This window comes from Virgibacillus necropolis, assembly GCF_002224365.1.
Classification (GTDB): domain Bacteria; phylum Bacillota; class Bacilli; order Bacillales; family Amphibacillaceae; genus Virgibacillus_F; species Virgibacillus_F necropolis.
Genome location: NZ_CP022437.1, coordinates 723,956 through 742,987, shown reverse-complemented (window position 1 = coordinate 742,987; position 19,032 = coordinate 723,956). Strand labels below are relative to the sequence as shown.

Genomic DNA, 19,032 nt, shown 5'->3' with positions numbered 1-19,032 from the left:
GTATTTTAACACATTTGTTAGTGTAACAAAATCATACAATTTTTGACAGAGGTGAAATGATGACTGAACGTAATCTTATACAGGAATTTCAAAACATTTTCCAGACAGAACACATGCCATCTATCTTTTTCGCACCAGGCCGAATCAATCTAATCGGTGAGCACACCGACTATAACGGGGGCCACGTCTTCCCTGCTTGTCTATCTTTTGGAACATATGCAGTCGGAAGAAAGCGTACCGATCAAAAATTACGGTTTTACTCAATGAATTTTCAAGACACTGGAATCATTGAAACCGATCTAGCCGACCTTTCCTATAATGAGGCTCAGACTTGGGCAAACTATCCAAAGGGAATGATATCCTACATTCAGGAATCTGGCCATGCTATTGAATCGGGTGCAGACATTTTATTTTACGGCAACATTCCAAACGGTGCTGGCCTGTCCTCTTCTGCTTCCATCGAGATGGCAACTGGGGTACTATTGGAAGGACTGTTTGATTTTAGAATTGATCGTGTCAGGATGATACAACTTGGTCAGCAGGTAGAGAATGAATACATTGGTGTAAACAGTGGAATTATGGATCAATTTTCGATAGGCATGGGGAAAAAAGACCATGCGATTCTATTAAACTGTCAAACATTGGAGCATGAATATGCACCGATCGCATTAAAGAACCATGTCATTATGATTATTAATACGAATAAGCAACGGACATTAGCTGGCTCAAAATACAATGAACGACGCACGCAATGTGAGCAAGCACTTGCTGATTTGCAAACAGAGCTCCCGATTACAAGTCTTGGAGAATTATCAAAAGAAAAATTTGACCAACATAAACATTTAATTAAAGATGAAATTAATGTGAAGCGCGCAAGGCATGCTGTTTATGAGAATGCTCGAACAGTAGAAGCTCTTGAGAAACTGCGTCAGGATGATTTGATAGCCTTTGGAAAATTGATGAATGAATCCCATCAGTCACTTCGGTTTGATTATGAGGTTACAGGAATTGAACTTGATACGATTGTTCAAGTAGCATGGGACCAGGATGGTGTTATGGGTGCGCGCATGACTGGAGCTGGATTTGGCGGATGCGCGATCGCAATTGTTGAGCGTGATCAGGTAGAAACCTTCAAGAAAAACGTGAACACAATCTATCGTCAGGCAATCGGCTATGATGCAACATTTTATACCGCTATGATTGGTGATGGCGCGAAAGAGATTACGGAAGGAGTGCTATAAATGAGCGTATTAGTTTTAGGTGGAGCAGGTTATATTGGTTCCCATGCAGTTTATCAATTAATTGATCGAGGCGAAAAAGTGGTAGTTGTTGATAATCTGGAGACTGGTCACAAAGATGCGATCCATCCTGCTGCTACATTTTACCAAGGGGATATTCGTACCATAGATTTCCTGCGCGAGGTGTTTAAAAAGGAATCGATTGAAGCAGTCGTTCATTTTGCAGCAAATTCACTTGTTGGTGAGTCGATGGAAAAACCACTCCAATACTTTGATAACAATGTATATGGTACGCAAGTTTTGCTACAGGCTATGGTCGAAAATGATGTGAAAAAAATCGTCTTTTCTTCAACAGCGGCGACGTATGGAGAACCAGAATCTGTACCGATTACTGAGACAATGCCGACAAATCCAACCAGCACATATGGGGAAACAAAGCTCACAATGGAAAAACTAATGAAATGGACCGAGCAAGCACACGGGATCAAGTATGTTTCATTGCGTTATTTTAATGTAGCTGGCGCTAGGGAGTCTGCAGAAATCGGTGAGGACCATCGCCCAGAAACACATCTCGTTCCGATTATTTTACAGGCTGCACTTGGACAGCGTTCGCAAATTACCGTTTTCGGAGAAGATTACGACACGTCTGATGGCACGTGTATTCGTGATTATGTTCATGTGGAAGATCTTATTAAAGCACATCTGCTAGCACTGGATTATTTAAAAAATGATGGGGTTAGCGATATTTTTAACCTTGGTAGCAATCAAGGCTTTTCCGTAAAAGAAATGATTGAGACAGCACGAACTGTTACAGGGAAAGAAATCCCAGTGGAATCTGGCGAGAGACGCGCTGGTGATCCTGGTGTTTTAATTGCTAGTTCTGAAAAAGCTAAACGGGTATTGGGCTGGAAACCATCGCGAACTTCGATAACAACGATCATGCAGGATGCCTGGAATTGGCACACCACTCGTCCTAATGGCTATGGAGAAGGAGTCGATAACCGATGATTTTCCAGCATGTTTCAGGACTAATTGAAAAGGCAATCGACGTTGAGCTAATTGAACCTGAAGATAGAATTTATGCGCGAAACAGAGTCATCAATCTTCTGCAGTTGGAATCTTTTCCTGAAAAGGTTGATGCGATAACAGATGATTCTATACCCAATTTACTAGAAAAAGTGATTGCTTATGCAGTAGATAATAACGTGTTTGAGGATGTTTTCGATGATAAAGAAATCCTCGCAGCGACTATTATGGATTGTTTTGTGGCACGGCCATCTTTGGTAAATGCTGTTTTTAATGAAAAATATGCGAAATCACCTAAAGCTGCGACTGATTACTTTTATAAGTTGAGCAAAAACACCAACTATATCCAGACGAATCGAATTAGCAAAAACATCCACTTTAAGGCTGATAGCGAATATGGCGAACTGGACATTACGATTAACTTATCCAAACCGGAAAAAGACCCTGAACAAATCAAACGGGAACGTGAAATGAAACAAAAAGTAGACTATCCGAAATGTCTTTTATGTGTAGAAAATGAAGGATATGCAGGTCGAACTGGTTACCCTGCGCGTGCCAATCACCGTGTTATACGTGTACCATTGCTTGAGGAAAATTGGTATCTGCAATATTCACCGTACGTTTATTATAACGAACACAGCATTTTACTTGCTGAAGAACATCGCAACATGAAGATTGATAAACATGCATTTGAACGATTGCTCACGTTTACAGAAAAATTCCCACATTATTTTATCGGTTCGAATGCGGATTTACCAATTGTTGGTGGATCGATTTTAAGTCATGATCATTATCAGGCAGGTCGCTATGAATTTGCAATGACAAATGCTACTGATGCTTTTTCAGTTGAATTAAATGAATATCCGGGTGTTTCGGCCTCGGTTTTGAAATGGCCTTTATCAGTAATTCGACTTGCTGGTTCCGAGAAAGATGTGTTGCTTCAGGTAGCTGACCATATTTTACAAACATGGAAAGGTTATTCGGATGAGCTTGCGGATGTAAAAGCATTTTCAGGTGATACGCCCCACAATACGATAACGCCGATTGCTAGAATGCGAGACGGCACTTATGAGCTTGACCTAGTGTTACGCAATAATCATACATCTGACGAACATCCGCTAGGTATTTTTCATCCACATGCTGATGTCCATCATATTAAAAAGGAAAATATTGGACTGATTGAAGTTATGGGACTCGCAGTTTTACCAGCTAGATTAAAAGGTGAACTTGGCGAAATCCAGAAGTTTTTGCTCGGTGAATCAAGCGATGTAGCTAATTATCATCAAGACTGGGCAGGAGAAATCATGAAGCAATATGGTTTATTATCAGATGAGGAAGAGGCCCAGACTGTTTTACAAAAAGAATTAGGCAAGAAGTTCGCTAGAGTGCTTGAAGATGCTGGAGTCTTCAAGGGAAAAGTTGCATTTGAACGATTTATTGAAGCATTAAACAAGTAGGTGGCTGGAATTTATGAACATAGAAATAAAAGATATTTTGGGTAAGTGGAAGGAATTTACACTAGCGAATGACCAAGGTATGTCTGTGAGCGTGCTGGACTTTGGCGGAATCATTACGAAGGTCATGGTTCCTGATCAAAAAGGAAAGATGGAAAATGTGGTTCTTGGCTATAAAAACTATGCCGATTACGAGACTAACCCCAATTTTTTCGGGGCAATAGTCGGTCGGATAGCAGGACGAATTCAAGATGCTTCCTTTGAAACCGAGGGTCAAACATATTCCCTTGAAGTAAATGATGGGAATAATCATCTCCATGGGGGATCGAACGGGTTTAGTCATTTTTGTTGGGCTGTTGAGCCTTTTCACACGAAGGATTCAGTTGGGTTAAAGCTCACCCACTTTAGTGCTGACGGTGATGGCGGATACCCTGGCAATGTAGATGTTGCTGTTACGTATACACTGAATAATGAAAATGAGCTAATTATTGATTACTATGCAACTACAGATCAGACCACACCCCTAGCACTGACGAATCATTCCTATTTTAATTTAAATGGCAATTTAAAGAATACCGTTCATAACCACCATATAACAATAGATAGTTCAAATTTTGTTGAGCTTGATGAGAGTCTCATTCCGACTGGAAGATTAGTAGAAGTTTCGAATTCAACGTTTGACTTTCGCGAAGGACGTGTACTTTCTGACGGATTTGAAGATAACTCCGAACAGCACAAAATTACTGGTAATGGTTATGATCATTATTTTATATTTGATAATGAAGGACATGTCGTTGTTAAAGATGGTGATTCAGGCAGAGTGCTAACAATCGAAACGGATCAACCAGGAATGGTAATGTATACAGCTAACGGTTTAACTACAGGACTGGAATTACGTGAAGGTAGTTCAAGGAAATATCTTGGTGTATGTTTCGAAACTCAAGGCTCCCCAGCTTCCTTACACCATGTAGGCTTTCCAAATGTGATTTTAGAGCCTGAATTTGAGTATAACAAACGCACAAAATTTTCTTTTGGAGTGGAATAATGTCGATATTTCCCGGGAAATGATGAAATTTCCCTCATACTAAAAAGGCTGAACGGCGCAGTTCAGCCCTTTTCATTTATACTGGAGCAAATAGTTCGATTAAAAGTAACGAAATAGCTCCTAGCAGAGTAGCATTCTCCCCTAGCTTCGTTACTGACACTTCCGTCCGCTTGGCTCCTGGTGTCAGGGCACGTTGATCAATCGTTTGTTTAATAGCTGGCAAGATGAATTCCGCACTGTTCAATACCCCACCACCCAACACAATTTTTTCTGGGTTAATGAGATGAATTAAATTTGTTAAACCTACTCCAATGATTATTCCCGAATCTTGCAATATCTTTATATAAGCCTCATCATCAGTTTTAGCCAGACGAAATATTTCCTCAGGCGTTAGATTGTTTGGCGTGTTTTTTATTTCCTTACGCGCTCGTCTAACAATTGCCGCTCCAGTAGCAAAGGTTTGCAAGCAACCACGATTGCCACATTCGCAAATTTCACCATTAATATCAATAGTCATATGGCCAAGTTCCCCAGCAAGATCCTGCGCCCCATGGTATAGCTTTCCTTTAATAACAACACCTGCTCCGACTCCACGCCCTAGATTCACAGCGACCATACTATCAACGTCACCATGTCCACCAAACCATGACTCCCCGAGCGCCATTGCCCGTGCATCATTCTCAACCCGGACAATTAAATTGAATTCTTTCTCAAGCTCAGCCTTTATTGGAACGTTTGTCAGATTTAGGTTCGGCGCAACAAGGGTTGTACCTGTTTCAACATCAACAACACCATGCATCCCCACTCCGATACCGATGATTTTATCTTGATTGGTAGGAATAATCTTATGTATGCTTTCCTTTATAATAGTGGCAAACTGTTCATTCGTTATTGGCTTACTTATTCTGCTAGCTGTTCGATCTATGATTTTCCCTGACAAATCAGCAAGGATGCATTCAACTGTTTCCGGGCCAGCATCAACACCAATGACATAAAAAGCATCGCTATTTATGAGCAACATTGTCGGCTTTCGTCCCCCCTGAGATACACCGAGAACACTTTCTCTTACAATCCCCTGCTCAATTAATTCTTTTACAATACTACTTACTGTTGGCGGGGTTAACTCTGTCTCCTTTGCGATTTGCGCCCTTGAAATGGGTTCAGCTATACGTATTTTATTTAAAATAATTGATTTATTGACAGACTTCATTAATTGGAAAGTCCCGCGCTGCATGGAAGTATCCCCCTTGATTTTGTTGATTAATTTTTATTATAGCATAGTAAGTTAGGGGGATTTAGATTTTATTTGAAACTCCGGCTGGGCTGGACTGAATGGATTGACTTGCTGGCTTTTTCGATTAACTTTATTATGATTACGATCAACTTGTAGTCAGCGCCGATTGACTTTCTAGTAATCACGATCACCTCTAATCTAGTAATACTCTAAAGTTGATCGGCGCCGTAAGAAAGTCGATCGTTCTTCCACCTCCTCCCCCAAAAAGGATGCAGGTAAAACACAAATCATAAGTTACAAATAAACTCCCACTCCAGGTCCAAACGGGATACCTAATAATGCAAAGCCTAATAATAAGATAATCCAAATTCCTAAGAATACGATACTGTACGGTAACATTAGTGCTATTAAGGTTCCAAGTCCGGCCTTTTTGTCATATTCCTGCATAAAGGCTAGCACAATAATGATATATGGATTCATCGGCGTAATGATATTTGTTGATGAATCTGCAATACGGTAAGATGCCTGGATAAACGCAGGTTCATAACCTAGAAAGTAAAACATTTTCAAGAAAATTGGAGCTTCCAGTGCCCATTGAGCAGACCCACTAAATATAAACAAATTCAATACAGCTGTTAATAACACAAAACCTATTACAGCAGCGAGTCCTGTAAATCCTAGTGATTCTAAAAAGTTTGCTCCACTAACCGCAATCCATGAACCCATGTTGGTCCATTCAAAATAGGCAATAAATTGTGCTGCTGCAAATATTAATACTATAAACCCTGACATATCTTTCATTGCTTCTCCCATGTATTTTCCGATTGCTCGGGAACTTTCAATTTTCTTAACTGTAACACCATATGCTATACCTATCGCTATAAACCAGATTAAAATCAATGGTACGATTCCATCTAAGAAAGGGGATGGAACGATTCCGCCTTGATCATTGGTTAGCGGTGAGTTTGGCAAGAATATGACTAGTACGATTAAAGCTATATAAGCTAAACCAACGATAACTGCATTTCGGAATCCGCGCTTTTCTAAAGATGTAACCGCTTCAAATTCCTTTTTCACCTTACCCTCGTACTTGCCAAGCCGTGGCTCTACTAATTTCTCTGTGACAACTGCCCCTGCAATAGATAAAAAGACTACTGATACAATCATGAAGTACCAGTTATCTACTGGAGTTACAACTATATCTGGATCAATTGTTTGCATAACTTCAGTAGAAATCCCTGACAGTAAAGCATCTGTCCCTGTAATCATCAGGTTGGCTGTGAAACCAGAACCTACACCAGCAAATCCAGCAGCCAATCCGGCAAGTGGATGCCTGCCAACATTATAAAATACCATGGCTGCAAGTGGTGGGATAATAACGAAAGCTGCATCGGATGCAATATTCCCTAATATACCTGTGAAAACTACTGCATATGTAATGAGTGAGGCTGGAGCTTTCAAAATAGTACTCTTGATAGCTGTTTCCAATAAACCAACTTTATCAGCTAGGCCAATACCAAGCATCATTGCCAAAACAATGCCAAGTGGTGCGAAACCGACAAAGTTTTCAAGCATGGAGGTTAGTATATACTGTAATCCTTCTCCAGTTAGTAAACTTTTAATTGCTACTTCTTCTTCAGCACCTGGTACTGTAAATGTTACATCAAAAAGAGAAATTATCCATGAAAAAACGATTACCGTAACTGCTAAATATACGAACAGCATGAATGGATCGGGTAACTTATTTCCTACCTTTTCAATAACATTAAGGAAACCAGACATTCTTGATTTTTTAGCTTCACTGCTTTTAGCTGACATATACTACACCCTTTCTATTTAAGAAGATCGACGTTCAAAAAGTCATCAAATGAAAAATGGATAATTTTCTAATTACTTGCTTGATCCACCTTTTAAAATAGCAACATAGGTTTCTAGTGCCACTGCTAATACCTCTTCTTGAAAATCAAATAATCGGTGATGATGCGGATAATCTAGTTTAGTGCCGAACAGCATATACGTTGCTTTTCCACCATTATCCTGTACTTTATTTATCATAAAACTCGCATCCTCTGATCCCGCGACATTTATAGTTGGTAGAACTTCTTTTATATAGCTATACGAGTTACTTCCTTTTTTAATGATAGAAACTACGTCATCGTTGCAATTGATTTCTTCTGCCCCACCTACAACTTCAAAATCAACGGTAACGTCATACATGTTAGCTGCCGCTTCCATTATTCGTTTTGCTTCCTCTAGCATGTAGTGGTTAATTTCTTTTGTTTCTCCGCGAACTTCAATCTCTAGATACCCCTTATCGGGTATAATATTTCGTCCACTACCAGCCACGATTTTCCCAACATTCACACGGCTTATCCCATCACTATGTCGAGGAATTGTATACAGTTGTGTCGCAGCGGTTGTTGCGGCTATCAGAGCATTTTTTCCCAACTCAGGTTTCATACCAGCATGTGAAGCAACACCAGAAAAATTGGCATTTAATTTGGTCGTTGCTAAAAACCCCTTTATTGTAGCGGCAATTGTTCCAATGGGAAGTGAACTGATTCCAATATGGCCAGTGTAAAAATAATCCACTTCATCCAGCCAACCATTTTCAGTCATCGCCTTTGCCCCTCTTCCACCTTCTTCAGCTGGTTGAAAAAGCAAGGTAAATCGACCTTTTAGATCCTTGTGATTTTCTGCAATAAATGTGGCTACACCAAGACCAATAGTCATGTGACCATCATGACCACAAGCGTGCATGATATTATCATTTGTAGAAACAAAGCCGTCTTGATAGGGAATATGTTGATTGTCCTTTGCTTCGTTAATCGGCAGGGCGTCGATATCGTACCGAAAAGCAACATGGTCTCCGTCGTGTTCTGCATCCCATGTAGCCACAAGCCCAGTGAAGCCACCACGCATCTTTTCAAGCCATGTCGCGTCAACGCCGTGCTTCAACGCTTCCTCTTCTTGCGTTCGCAGTTCAGCATCAGAAGGTAGTCCTAACCTTGATTCTTTTTTCAAAACATCTTTCCCAATATGCACGTTAAATCCTAGTTCTTCTAGCTGCCTTCCAAGCTTATATGTCGTTACATATTCCATAAAACCAAGCTCTGGATACTGATGAAATGTCCGCCGCCACTCTGTTAAAGTTGGTACCATTTTTCCTACAAATTTGTCTGGCATTAAATCATTCCTCTCCTAACTTTTCTAACGTATCTAGCGCTAATTGAACGAAGAATGCACTTCCATTTGGTAACGCATCTTCATTTAGTTGAAACCGAGGATTGTGAAGGGCCTTCTGTTCTTCTTTATTTTCAATTTGGGTTCCAAGCCAGATAAAAGCTCCTGGATATTTTTGTAAAAATCGACTAAAGTCTTCTCCGGCAAGTGATGGTTCAACTTCTGGTGTTGCATCTTCCCCCAAGACTTTTTGTGCTGAAGTTCGTGCCAATGCTGCCCATTCAGGTGTATTGATCGTTGCAGGATAACCATCCAAATAATCAATCTCCACATCAGCTTCAAACATGGAGGCTGTGTGATCTACAATTGTATGAAAGCGTTCCTTAAGCGTTTTTTTCACGTCTGATGAGTAAGATCTGATAGACCCTTCTAGAATTACGCAATCTGTAATTACGTTGTGCGTACTTCCACCTTCTATTTTTGCGATGGTTAGAACTGACGCTTCCAGTGGATCGACATTACGGCTAACCACCGTTTGCAAACTCGTTATCATATGCCCAGCAGTTACAACAGAATCACTTGTTTGATGTGGCATACTAGCATGACCGCCTTTACCTCTGATCACCAATTTAAAGCGATCGGTAGCACCCATCATTTTGGTATCGCGAATTCCCATGGTCCCTACTGGAAGATTTGGCCAGACATGTTGTCCATAAATTACATCTGGTTTATATGTGTCAAAAACACCATCATCCAACATGACCTTAGCTCCCCCAATTGGCGAATTCTCCTCGGCTGGTTGGAAAACAAGTAAAACAGTACCATGGATGTATTCTTTCATTTTACTCAAGATATACCCAGCCCCAAGCAACATGGCTGTATGTGCATCATGACCACATGCATGCATAGCATTATCATGTATGGAAGTATACGCATGGTCATTTAACTCCTGAATTGGTAATGCATCCATATCTGCACGAAGCGCTACCGTTTTTCCTGGTTTATCACCTTGGATAATACCAAGTACACCAGTCTTTGCAAATCCAGTTTCAAAAGGGATGCCAAACCCAGCTAATTTATGTTGAATTAATTTTGACGTTTCTACCTCGTGATTACTTATCTCCGGATGTTGATGTAAATGCCGTCTAATATGTATTATTTCTTTTTCAATTTGTGAAAGATGTTGCTGGATTTTATCATTCATATACTTTCCTCCATTAATGATGTGAATTTGATTTACGGAGAACTTCCTTTAGTAGACCGTTAGTAAGATTATACAAAATGTTTTTGGAACTGTACATAATTATGCAAATTTTTAATAATGAGAAAACCAGGGCGCGGGTGGATATTTTCACCATATTTTCAGGTTCTTGCTTGAGGGGGAGTTGTCCAAACTCAGAAGCATGACGATCGACTTCAGAGCGCTACGGATTGACTTTCTACTCTAGACGATCAACTTCAGAGTGCTGCGGATCGACTTTTCGGCTTGCCCGATCAACTTTATTCAATTATTTTTTCACCATAAAAAAACTCCAGCCGCAGCCGAAGTTCTCTCTTGTTAACCACCCATCTTATCAGGCAATGTGTGGATTGATTCGATTAAGTCATTGAGCTTTCCTTCAATGCGATGAAGCAAGTAAAAAGTTACCACAATCGGAAAGCCAACTTCGGTTACGAATGACATCCAGGTTTCCATTTGCTTTTCTCCTCTCTAAGTTAATGAAAATCAGGTTGGTAAGGTCAACTCAGGCGGGAATCGAGTGAACTCGGGACAGAACTGCACAAACTCGGGACACAACTCCTCAAACACAGGCGACATCTTACCAAACTCGGGACACAGCACCTCGAACTCGGGAGACACTAACCAAACTTGGGACACAGCCTCCCCCTACCTATATAGTTAAGACCAGCGCCAGAATACTATTCATGTCGCTGGTCTTTTTCATTAAACTAATTCAATATCTAGTACATTACGCTCAACAATACGAGCACTCTTTTTAGCTACAAGATCGCCGCCAGATGAAGTGAATGCGTTTTGGGTGATGATTCCATCCATTGCAGCTTGTACTGCGACAGCATCTACTGGTTCAACTGGATTATCAAGTGTGTAGGTTACCACTTTGCCGTCTTGATTCTCAAACTTCAATTCTAATTTTTTCGCCATCGGAATCCCTCCTTTCTACCAAATTTGGATGTTGTTACGCCTGACGTAACTCGGAGCTGTCGTTACGTTCAATTTTAAAAAGTAAACGCTGTTGCAATGGTTCAAGTAAAATTGAGATTGCGTATAACTGATCCGCTGTTGCTGCCGTTTTGACGTTACTGAAGCTCTTTGTTTTAAATACTTCCTTCCCTGAGATAGCGTCAACTCCTTCGCTGAAAATTAAACGAAGCGTTGAGTTCACCATATTTGCTGTAGCCATGTGTCTCACCTCCTTTCACCATTACAATCGAATGGAAGGTGGAAAAGGTGGCACATACTTAAAAATAAAAAAGCGCCACCAGTTTTTATTTGGTGACGATGTAATATATAATAGAAGGTTTTCTGCTGAAAACAGTATGGCTCTCAACCGCATGGTAATCCTGTCAAGGACAGTCGGCTTGATAAAAACAAGCACATTGACAGTATAATTATTTGAAACTATACTATACTTATAATAAGGTACCGAGTAGCGATAACTACTCGGCCACCAGCAACCACTAACTGCATTAAGAGCAGTTGGCCAACGATCTAGCTGTAAATCACCTAAAGAAGTAAACGCGACCTGGTTGGGGGCGGTTACTTCTTTTGGTTTAGGTAAACGACAAAAGTTACAATTAAAGTAATAGTAGCTATTTGGACTAAACCAAATTGTGCTACTAAACTTAATGCTTCAAATGTCGTCATCCTAACACCTCCCCTCTTAAGGGACTTAAGAAATTAGGAAGATGGCCAACCGCCCACAATACCTATGTAGCTGCTAATCTTATTTTACCATAATTCTATGTAGAATAATAGCAAAACGAGAATGAATGTTCGCATTTGGTGAACTCATGTTTAAACTACTTAATCCCTTGTTTAGCCCCTTTTCGGAACCCTTCGAATAGAAACTTTCCAGTTTGCTCCCGTCCCAATATCGTAAGCTTTTGCGAACGAACCTTGGTTAATTGCTACTCCTAATTTATCTAATGAATTCACGAAAAGCAACGGTTCTCCCAAATGACTATCCGCAAACGAACGTCCAAATGTCATACTATTTTTGTATAGTTGATTCGTACTATTCGATATTGTAACTTCAAGAGATTCGCCATATTTAATACCACTTTCTTCAAACAATTCACGGCCAATATTCGTCCATAGATTACCAAATCGAATATCAAGAATATCAATATTTCCTATAATTACTCCTTTCTCAATACTTGCTATTGTTTTGGACAATTCTACAATCTCACCTACATCAATACTTGGCCCAACCTCCTCAAAAGAAATAACATTTGACGCCAAACGCGCAGCTGTATACGCGTAAACATCTCGGCCATGAAATGTGTAAGACTCCCCTGACCTTGGTAAGCGATTGCGGCTCTCATCAATTATACGCGCTTCACTGATTCCGATATGTTTTTTAATATGTGTTAACGTACCATTGTCTGGTGTTACAATATATTGGTTATCTACTGTTTTTACCACAATACTTAGGCGATCAGTTCCCACCCCCGGATCAACAACTGAAACAAATACCGTATCTTCTGGCCAATAGGTAATCGTTTGATACAGTCGATAAGAAGCCTCCCAAATATTGTATTGTGGAATATCATGTGTTAGATCAAAAATTCGAATAGTAGGGTTCACAGAAATCGCTACCCCATACATTGCACTTACCGCACCATCACTAAGGCCGAAGTCTGTTTGTATAACTAAATTTTTTCCCATGTTTGAATTCCTCCATCTATGTGTTGTTTTTGAAAAAATTAAAAAACCACGCCCTCGCCGAATAAACGGTAAGGACGTGGTTTAAATTAACGTGGTACCACCTTACTTTACTGTATGCTCACACATACAGCCTCATCAAGTACGTGAGTTTCTCATAAAACTCTCTTTATACTGTGGTATTGATAACGAGTACCAAATCCCGTCGGAACCTACTACTATCATCGATATGTTCAGCACGAAACTCCGAGGCCATTATTCAGATCCACATTTTTGCTTCGTTTCAGCTCCTGAAGCTCTCTTTTAAAAAACGGTAAATCCTACTTTTCCTCATCTAAGTCTTTTAAATGTTAACGTTATTATACGGAATTAACTTTGTTATTGCAAGAATAATTTTAAAACTAAAGGTTTCAGCCTTTTAATCCTTTAATTTCTTCTAACTCGTTTAAGATAACAGCGGTTAATAGATGACCAGCATCTAATCCGGACACAGTTTGTAATGTTTTTTCGTATCCGTGTTCAGCAATCATTTCTTGTAGCTTAACTGCTTCCTCGTCTTCTTCGTGTTTGTATTCCAAAACGGCAGCGATTGTTTTTGCAAGGTAGGTTGGTTGTTTATCTGTTGTTTCTATATAAAGGCTAGCTGGACGGATTAAACGATCACGTGATCCGAGCTTACGGATTGGACCACGGCCTACTCTTGTAACCTCATCTGAAATATGTGGATTCATGAACCGTTTGATAATTTTATCAATATATAGTTGGTGTTCTTTTCGATCGAAATGATATGTTTGTATCAATGCTTCACCAGATACGTGAATTATCGAATATGACACTCTCGTCATGCCCCTATGTTAACTTTGTAGAGATTCTATTATTCTCTAAGTCTAAGACACTGGACTTATTTACATAAGTCATTAAATCGTGTGCTCCTACGGAGGGCTAGTCAGCTATCGCTGATCCATGCTGATGCATGGAAAAGTCAAAAGCAATGAGTTTTAGAAATTTTACATATACCGAAATTTCGGTACTATTGTAATGATTTTTTCAGAACATATTGACATAAAAAAGTGTTACAAGTATATTGAATATAAAAGATCAAGGAGATGAAAATTATATGGATAGGAATATGGAATATCATTCAGAAACACAAACATTACTAGGTAAGAAATCAAAAACATATATTAATGAAGAAACAGGAGAGAAAATTAAAGCGGAACAAATTACTAAAAGAGCATACGGACAAAAACATTTTCGGAAGATATATTTAATGGATTTCCTACAAATTTCAGGAGTATTAGATAGCAAACAAGTAGATGTATTCATTTACATATTAGAAAACACAGAGCAAGCTAATAATATATTTATAGGTAGTCAAAGAGATATAGCAAAAGGCTGTAATGTGTCACTTGATACAGTCTCCAGAATCATGAAAAAGTTACAAGAAAATGAATTTATAAAACAAGTAAAAAGAAGTGTTTATCAAGTATCTCCAGATGTAATGATGAAAGGTAATGAACATAAAAAAAGCCTTATACTTAATTATTACAATGATAAAACGAATGATGAATCATGAACTGCCCATACTGCCAAACTGAACAAGAGCAAAAAAAACCTCAGGATAGGATATAAACCTAAACGTGTTGATAATAAGCTTCTACAAACTTTAAAGAACAAAATAAACAAAGGAAGTGATTTCAATGCTTAAATCTGAAAAACACAATTTAATAGCTAACATTATTCTTTGGATTGCAGCTCTTATAATTATTTATAATGTTATACTTTTTGAGCCACCTATATGGTTTAATATTCTTTTTCCCTTAATAATGAGTATACCAATAATTAGAAGCATTTATAGAATGACCAAAAACAATTAAGCATTATTATTTGTTGAATTATAAGCAAAGATTAATAACTACAAAAAAAGTTCCCTAATCTATATTGAATTAGAGAACTTTTGATTCTGAATCAGTGTTTTAAAAAACAATTGTATAATCTACTTGAGTCGAATAAGAGGTATGGTAATTTTTGTAATCTGTCATAGTTACTCTAATTCTATAACCGTTCTCTCCAGCAAATATAACTGCGCTATCTGCCACAGCAATTCCTGACAAAGATGCTGCTAGTGCTGCAATTGTACCGTAAGGACCAAAACTATAGCCATACCTACGTAATATTGTCTCACCTGCATATGAGGCTGCAGCATTTGTTATTGTCGCACTTGCTCCAGACAGTATTTTCATATTAGTTGCAAGTTGACTTGTTTGTTGCTCCGTTAAAGTGTACGAACCAAGTACAATTCTTTCGGGTCCATCATTTCCATCACAATCAATATAAGAAGAACATGCAGACGCATTTGAAGGTATTACCATTAGTAGCATTACAATAGCTATAACAATACCAAAAATCTTTTTCATAACATCTCTTCCCCCCTCTCATTTTTTACATACAAACTTAGTTTAAATCACATTAATATTCATGTAAATAGAAAAATCTATCACTTTTAAAACTAAAAAACCACGGTTGAAAGATTTAATGACTTATCCCACACCAATTTATAGTTCGAGATCAAATTTTTCAACTACATTTTCTGAATTAGACGATGATGCAAAACCTACACTAGGTGTACCTACCATGTAATGACCATAACTGAAATAAAAACTTTCCGCAAAATATTTTTCATAATTTTTTGTGTTATTAGAGGATATTCAAAAAGTCACCAAATGATAAATGTCGAATCTCTTCGTTACTCGGTTTTTCCGGTCCTCACGTATTAAGGGCATATGTATGTAGAAGTCAGCACAACACGCGCAAGTCCGGTCCTCAAAACTCTCGTGCCTCGACCTTCTTATTTCTAATTCGGCGATTTTTTGAACACACACTTTTATAAACTTACAATTAGGATGGGTAGAATTGGAGAAAAAATACGGATAACTGATTGGAACAGAAATGATGGTGGTAAGAATTTTATAAAGTGAAGCTTCATTCAGTGAAGGTTTTCTGCCCGTCAAAGAATTTATTCCATTGAACAAGGCCAACGTATTATTATATTTGCCAATTTCATTTATAAATATTTTGTATAATGGGAATTTTGCATATACCATTGATTTATTCTCTTAGTTCTGTTTTAATTTTACATATATGATAACGCTTACATAATGGCTATATAACAAACGAATGACCGTCGGAAGGTGTTTAAAATTCATCAAATAGAATGGAGGCTAAAGAACGTCATAGGAATTAACAAAGTAAAGGTTAGTATTAAGTAAATTGTACATTTAATCTTGGCGAAACTAAGCAACTAGTCTGCTCTTAAAATAAACGGAGGTAATTTAATGGGAGAAAAAAAGTATGATATAGAGTCTACCAGTACGGCGCTACCAAACAAGGGCAAGAAAAAGTTATTTGTTATAGGGCCAGGAATTGTACTAGCTGCCACTGGAATTGGGGCTGGTGACCTTGTTACGTCTATCGTTGCTGGAGCAGAATTCGGTATGGCGCTTGTATGGGCAGTGATTATTGGCGCCTTTCTGAAGTTTGCAGTTACAGAAGGTGTTGGTAGGTGGACCTTAGCCACAGGTCAAACCATTATAGAAGGATGGCGATCGCTAGGAAAATGGACAATGGGTTACTTTTTTGTCTACGTCTCACTGTTTGGCCTTATCTATGGTGCAGCAATCGCTACAGCATGTGGCCTTATGATGTACACCATGTTTCCAATCATGCCTGTGTGGGCATGGGCTATTCTCCATTCTGTGCTAGGGTTTACTTTAATTTGGTTCAGTAGATATAGAGTATTCGAGCGTATTATTGTAGTTTTGATTGGGATTATGGTTATTGGTGTTTTAGGTTCTGCTATCATGCTTCTTCCAAACCTAAGCACTATTCCTCTCGAAGCATTTGTTCCTAGTGTACCAGACGGTTCAGTCTCTCGAATTTTTGCAATAATTGGTGGCTTAGGAGGAACGATGGCACTTGCAGCATACGGGTATTGGGTACGTGCGAAGGGATGGCGGGATAAGTCTATGGTGCCGACGATGCGTCTAGATGCATCTATCGCATATATTGTAACGGGTATTTTTTGTATATCTATGATGCTTATAAGTTCACAGTTTTTATATGGCTCAGGTTTAAGTTTCGCTGGGGTAGAAGGGATGCAGGAATTTCTAAACCTATATGGTGAAAAATTCGGATCCTCGGCACAGCTAGTTTTAAATATTGGCTTCTGGGCAGCTACTTTCACATCATTACTCGGATCATGGAATGGTATACCATACTTGTTTGCAGATTTCGTACGTGTTCTTAAACAGAAAAATGCAAATAAAAGCAAGGAATCGAATCTGATATCAGAAAAAGATCCCGCATACAGGGCATTTCTAGCTTGGCTTACTTTTCCTTCTATGCTTCTACTTCTATTTAAACAACCAGTTGCCATAATACTTTTGTATGGTGTACTTGGATCACTATTTTTGCCTTTTCTCGCAGTTACATTGCTCATATTGTTAAATTCAAAACAGATAGCGCCTGAATATCGAAATAGGTTTGGTCATAATAGTATTTTAGTATTTATTTTTTTATTATTCATTTCTCTGGGCGTGATAAGCTTTTTATAAATGGTGATTGCCTTAGTACACGCAAAAAAAGAACGTGGTTGCAAAAATGCCAACCACGTTCTTTTTTGAAGACAAAGAAGTATAAATTAGCGTTGATATCCTGGATTGAACGTAAGACGAATCTCTTTGTGATAACCAAAGAGATTCGTCTTAAACTTGCCTTTGGCTTACCAAGGCTCTTGTGCTTTTTCCATTTAAAGTCCTATCCCAAAAAAAGACCACCATACACTAGAGCAGCACCAATAACAAAGGCTGGATGTACCTTCATACGTTCGATCAATAAATAACTACTAATTGTAATTAAGGCCGTTTGCCAAATCCCTATCCCTTCGCTTGACTCTGCAAAAAACTGCCAAGCCATAACGCCTAGTAGGATTGCAATTACTGGGCGTACGTATTGCGTCAGTCTTTTCACTCTACTGGAGTCCTTATATTTAAAAAGAAAACCTAATAACAAAATCATAATAATTAATGATGGTGCAACGGCTGCAAAAACGCCAATAATGGCACCTAAAATCCCACCTTCATCATAACCGATATATCCAGCCATTTTAGTTGCTATCGGTCCAGGTAAGGAATTTGCGAGTGCTAACATTTCACTAAATTCTTGGACGTTCATCCATTCGTACCTTTCGACAACTTCATTCTCTACTAGAGGTATAGAAGCAGGTCCACCCCCATACCCAAGTATACCTGGAATGAAAAAAGCTAAAAATATGTGCCAATACTTCATGATGATTGACCCTCCTCACTCCTTGCCTGTTGCTTTGTTTTATCTTCCTTATTTCCTTTATCTTTCCTTACTAGTGCAATTACTAGTAAAATCCCAATCACGATCCCAGGATGTATATTTAGAAAATAAAGTAACGCAAAAATCACAGCCGACATGATTCCTGTTTGCAACCAGCCCATTCCCTTTATTGCTTTATTAAAGAACTGCCAGGTCAACACAGCTAGCATTACACCGACCACTGGTATTACCGCAGCAGTCATTCCTTGCACCCAAGGTAAATCGTCAATAGAAGATAAGGAAGTTAAAAGAATGATCATCAAAACAATAGTGGGGAAAATAGTTGCAAAGACTGCATTTAACATCCCAAAAAAACCAGAGACATTATGTCCAATATAGCCAGCCAGTTTAGTCGCAATTGGGCCCGGCAACGTATTAGCTAATGCTAATAAATCACCAAAGTCTTCATCACTCATCCATTTATATTTTTCCACAACTTCCTTATGAATTAAGGGGATTGACCCTGGCCCTCCCCCATATCCAAGCATGCCTATTCTGAAAAAGGCAATAAATAAATCCCAATGTGTTTTCATAGATAGCGT

19 protein-coding genes and 1 other annotated feature are annotated in these 19,032 nt (G+C 38.8%); of the genes, 6 read left to right on the top strand and 13 right to left on the bottom strand.

Annotated features, from left to right (window positions below; translation table 11 throughout):
- Positions 1-56 precede the first annotated feature (56 nt).
- From CFK40_RS03610 to CFK40_RS03595, 4 genes are read left to right on the top strand one after another with little or no spacing between them, the layout of a single operon-like run.
- On the top strand, positions 57-1,241 hold the full coding sequence (locus tag CFK40_RS03610; protein ID WP_405196567.1) for a galactokinase: 1,185 nt from the start codon (positions 57-59) through the stop codon (positions 1,239-1,241).
- Entirely contained in the window at positions 1,242-2,246 is a 1,005-nt protein-coding gene (gene galE, locus CFK40_RS03605; protein WP_089530726.1) for a UDP-glucose 4-epimerase GalE, read from the top strand.
- The gene (galT, locus tag CFK40_RS03600; protein ID WP_089530725.1) at positions 2,243-3,721 is read left to right on the top strand and encodes a UDP-glucose--hexose-1-phosphate uridylyltransferase; all 1,479 of its coding nucleotides are present in this window, start codon (positions 2,243-2,245) and stop codon (positions 3,719-3,721) included. Before galE ends, galT begins: the two co-directional genes overlap by 4 nt.
- Before the next feature lie 13 nt (positions 3,722-3,734).
- Positions 3,735-4,763, top strand: a complete 1,029-nt coding sequence (locus tag CFK40_RS03595) for an aldose epimerase family protein (RefSeq protein ID WP_089530724.1) — start codon at positions 3,735-3,737, stop codon at positions 4,761-4,763.
- Positions 4,764-4,839: 76 nt separating this feature from the next.
- Here CFK40_RS03595 and CFK40_RS03590 read toward each other — a convergent pair whose 3' ends face one another.
- The 10 genes from CFK40_RS03590 to CFK40_RS03550 all read right to left on the bottom strand — a co-directional run bounded on the left by CFK40_RS03590 (position 4,840) and on the right by CFK40_RS03550 (position 13,923).
- On the bottom strand, positions 4,840-5,997 hold the full coding sequence (locus tag CFK40_RS03590; protein ID WP_089530723.1) for an ROK family transcriptional regulator: 1,158 nt from the start codon (positions 5,995-5,997) through the stop codon (positions 4,840-4,842).
- 294 nt (positions 5,998-6,291) lie between these two features.
- Entirely contained in the window at positions 6,292-7,815 is a 1,524-nt protein-coding gene (locus CFK40_RS03585) for an AbgT family transporter (RefSeq protein ID WP_089530722.1), read from the bottom strand.
- Between the two features lie 72 nt (positions 7,816-7,887).
- The gene (locus CFK40_RS03580) at positions 7,888-9,183 is read right to left on the bottom strand and encodes an amidohydrolase (protein WP_089530721.1); all 1,296 of its coding nucleotides are present in this window, start codon (positions 9,181-9,183) and stop codon (positions 7,888-7,890) included.
- Positions 9,184-9,187: 4 nt separating this feature from the next.
- On the bottom strand, positions 9,188-10,384 hold the full coding sequence (locus CFK40_RS03575; protein WP_089530720.1) for a M20 metallopeptidase family protein: 1,197 nt from the start codon (positions 10,382-10,384) through the stop codon (positions 9,188-9,190).
- 354 nt (positions 10,385-10,738) lie between these two features.
- Positions 10,739-10,876, bottom strand: a complete 138-nt coding sequence (locus CFK40_RS03570) for a YvrJ family protein (RefSeq protein WP_089530719.1) — start codon at positions 10,874-10,876, stop codon at positions 10,739-10,741.
- Between the two features lie 249 nt (positions 10,877-11,125).
- A complete protein-coding gene (locus CFK40_RS03565) occupies positions 11,126-11,344 on the bottom strand; it encodes a DUF2922 domain-containing protein (protein ID WP_089530718.1) in 219 nt (72 codons plus the stop codon).
- Between the two features lie 34 nt (positions 11,345-11,378).
- Positions 11,379-11,603, bottom strand: coding sequence for a DUF1659 domain-containing protein (locus CFK40_RS03560; protein WP_089530717.1), 225 nt, complete (start codon positions 11,601-11,603; stop codon positions 11,379-11,381).
- Between the two features lie 356 nt (positions 11,604-11,959).
- A complete protein-coding gene (locus CFK40_RS21240) occupies positions 11,960-12,067 on the bottom strand; it encodes a putative holin-like toxin (protein WP_227001855.1) in 108 nt (35 codons plus the stop codon).
- 171 nt (positions 12,068-12,238) lie between these two features.
- Complete coding sequence (locus CFK40_RS03555) at positions 12,239-13,090, bottom strand: SAM hydrolase/SAM-dependent halogenase family protein (protein ID WP_089530716.1); 852 nt, start codon at positions 13,088-13,090, stop codon at positions 12,239-12,241.
- 67 nt (positions 13,091-13,157) lie between these two features.
- Positions 13,158-13,433 (bottom strand) — a binding site (T-box leader).
- A 64-nt stretch (positions 13,434-13,497) separates the two neighbouring features.
- Positions 13,498-13,923, bottom strand: a complete 426-nt coding sequence (locus CFK40_RS03550; RefSeq protein ID WP_227001854.1) for a mannitol dehydrogenase family protein — start codon at positions 13,921-13,923, stop codon at positions 13,498-13,500.
- A gap of 281 nt (positions 13,924-14,204) precedes the next feature.
- On the opposite strand from CFK40_RS03550, the gene CFK40_RS03545 reads away from it, so the two are divergent.
- Positions 14,205-14,663 carry a replication/maintenance protein RepL gene (locus CFK40_RS03545; RefSeq protein ID WP_089530714.1) on the top strand — a complete coding sequence of 153 codons (459 nt, stop codon included), beginning with the start codon at positions 14,205-14,207 and terminating at the stop codon, positions 14,661-14,663.
- 400 nt (positions 14,664-15,063) lie between these two features.
- On the opposite strand, the gene CFK40_RS03540 is transcribed toward CFK40_RS03545, so the two are convergent.
- Complete coding sequence (locus CFK40_RS03540) at positions 15,064-15,504, bottom strand: hypothetical protein (protein ID WP_089530713.1); 441 nt, start codon at positions 15,502-15,504, stop codon at positions 15,064-15,066.
- A 918-nt stretch (positions 15,505-16,422) separates the two neighbouring features.
- Between CFK40_RS03540 and CFK40_RS03535 the strand changes: the two genes are divergently transcribed.
- Positions 16,423-17,700 (top strand): Nramp family divalent metal transporter, encoded by a 1,278-nt coding sequence (locus CFK40_RS03535; protein WP_089530712.1) that lies wholly within the window; start codon positions 16,423-16,425, stop codon positions 17,698-17,700.
- Between the two features lie 202 nt (positions 17,701-17,902).
- Here the strand turns inward: CFK40_RS03535 and CFK40_RS03530 are convergent, their stop codons facing one another.
- Together CFK40_RS03530 and CFK40_RS03525 are read right to left on the bottom strand one after the other, a co-directional pair.
- The gene (locus CFK40_RS03530; protein WP_089530711.1) at positions 17,903-18,433 is read right to left on the bottom strand and encodes a chromate transporter; all 531 of its coding nucleotides are present in this window, start codon (positions 18,431-18,433) and stop codon (positions 17,903-17,905) included.
- Positions 18,430-19,023 (bottom strand): chromate transporter, encoded by a 594-nt coding sequence (locus tag CFK40_RS03525; protein ID WP_089530710.1) that lies wholly within the window; start codon positions 19,021-19,023, stop codon positions 18,430-18,432. The genes CFK40_RS03530 and CFK40_RS03525 overlap by 4 nt, the downstream gene beginning before the upstream one ends.
- Between the last annotated feature and the right edge of the window lie 9 nt (positions 19,024-19,032).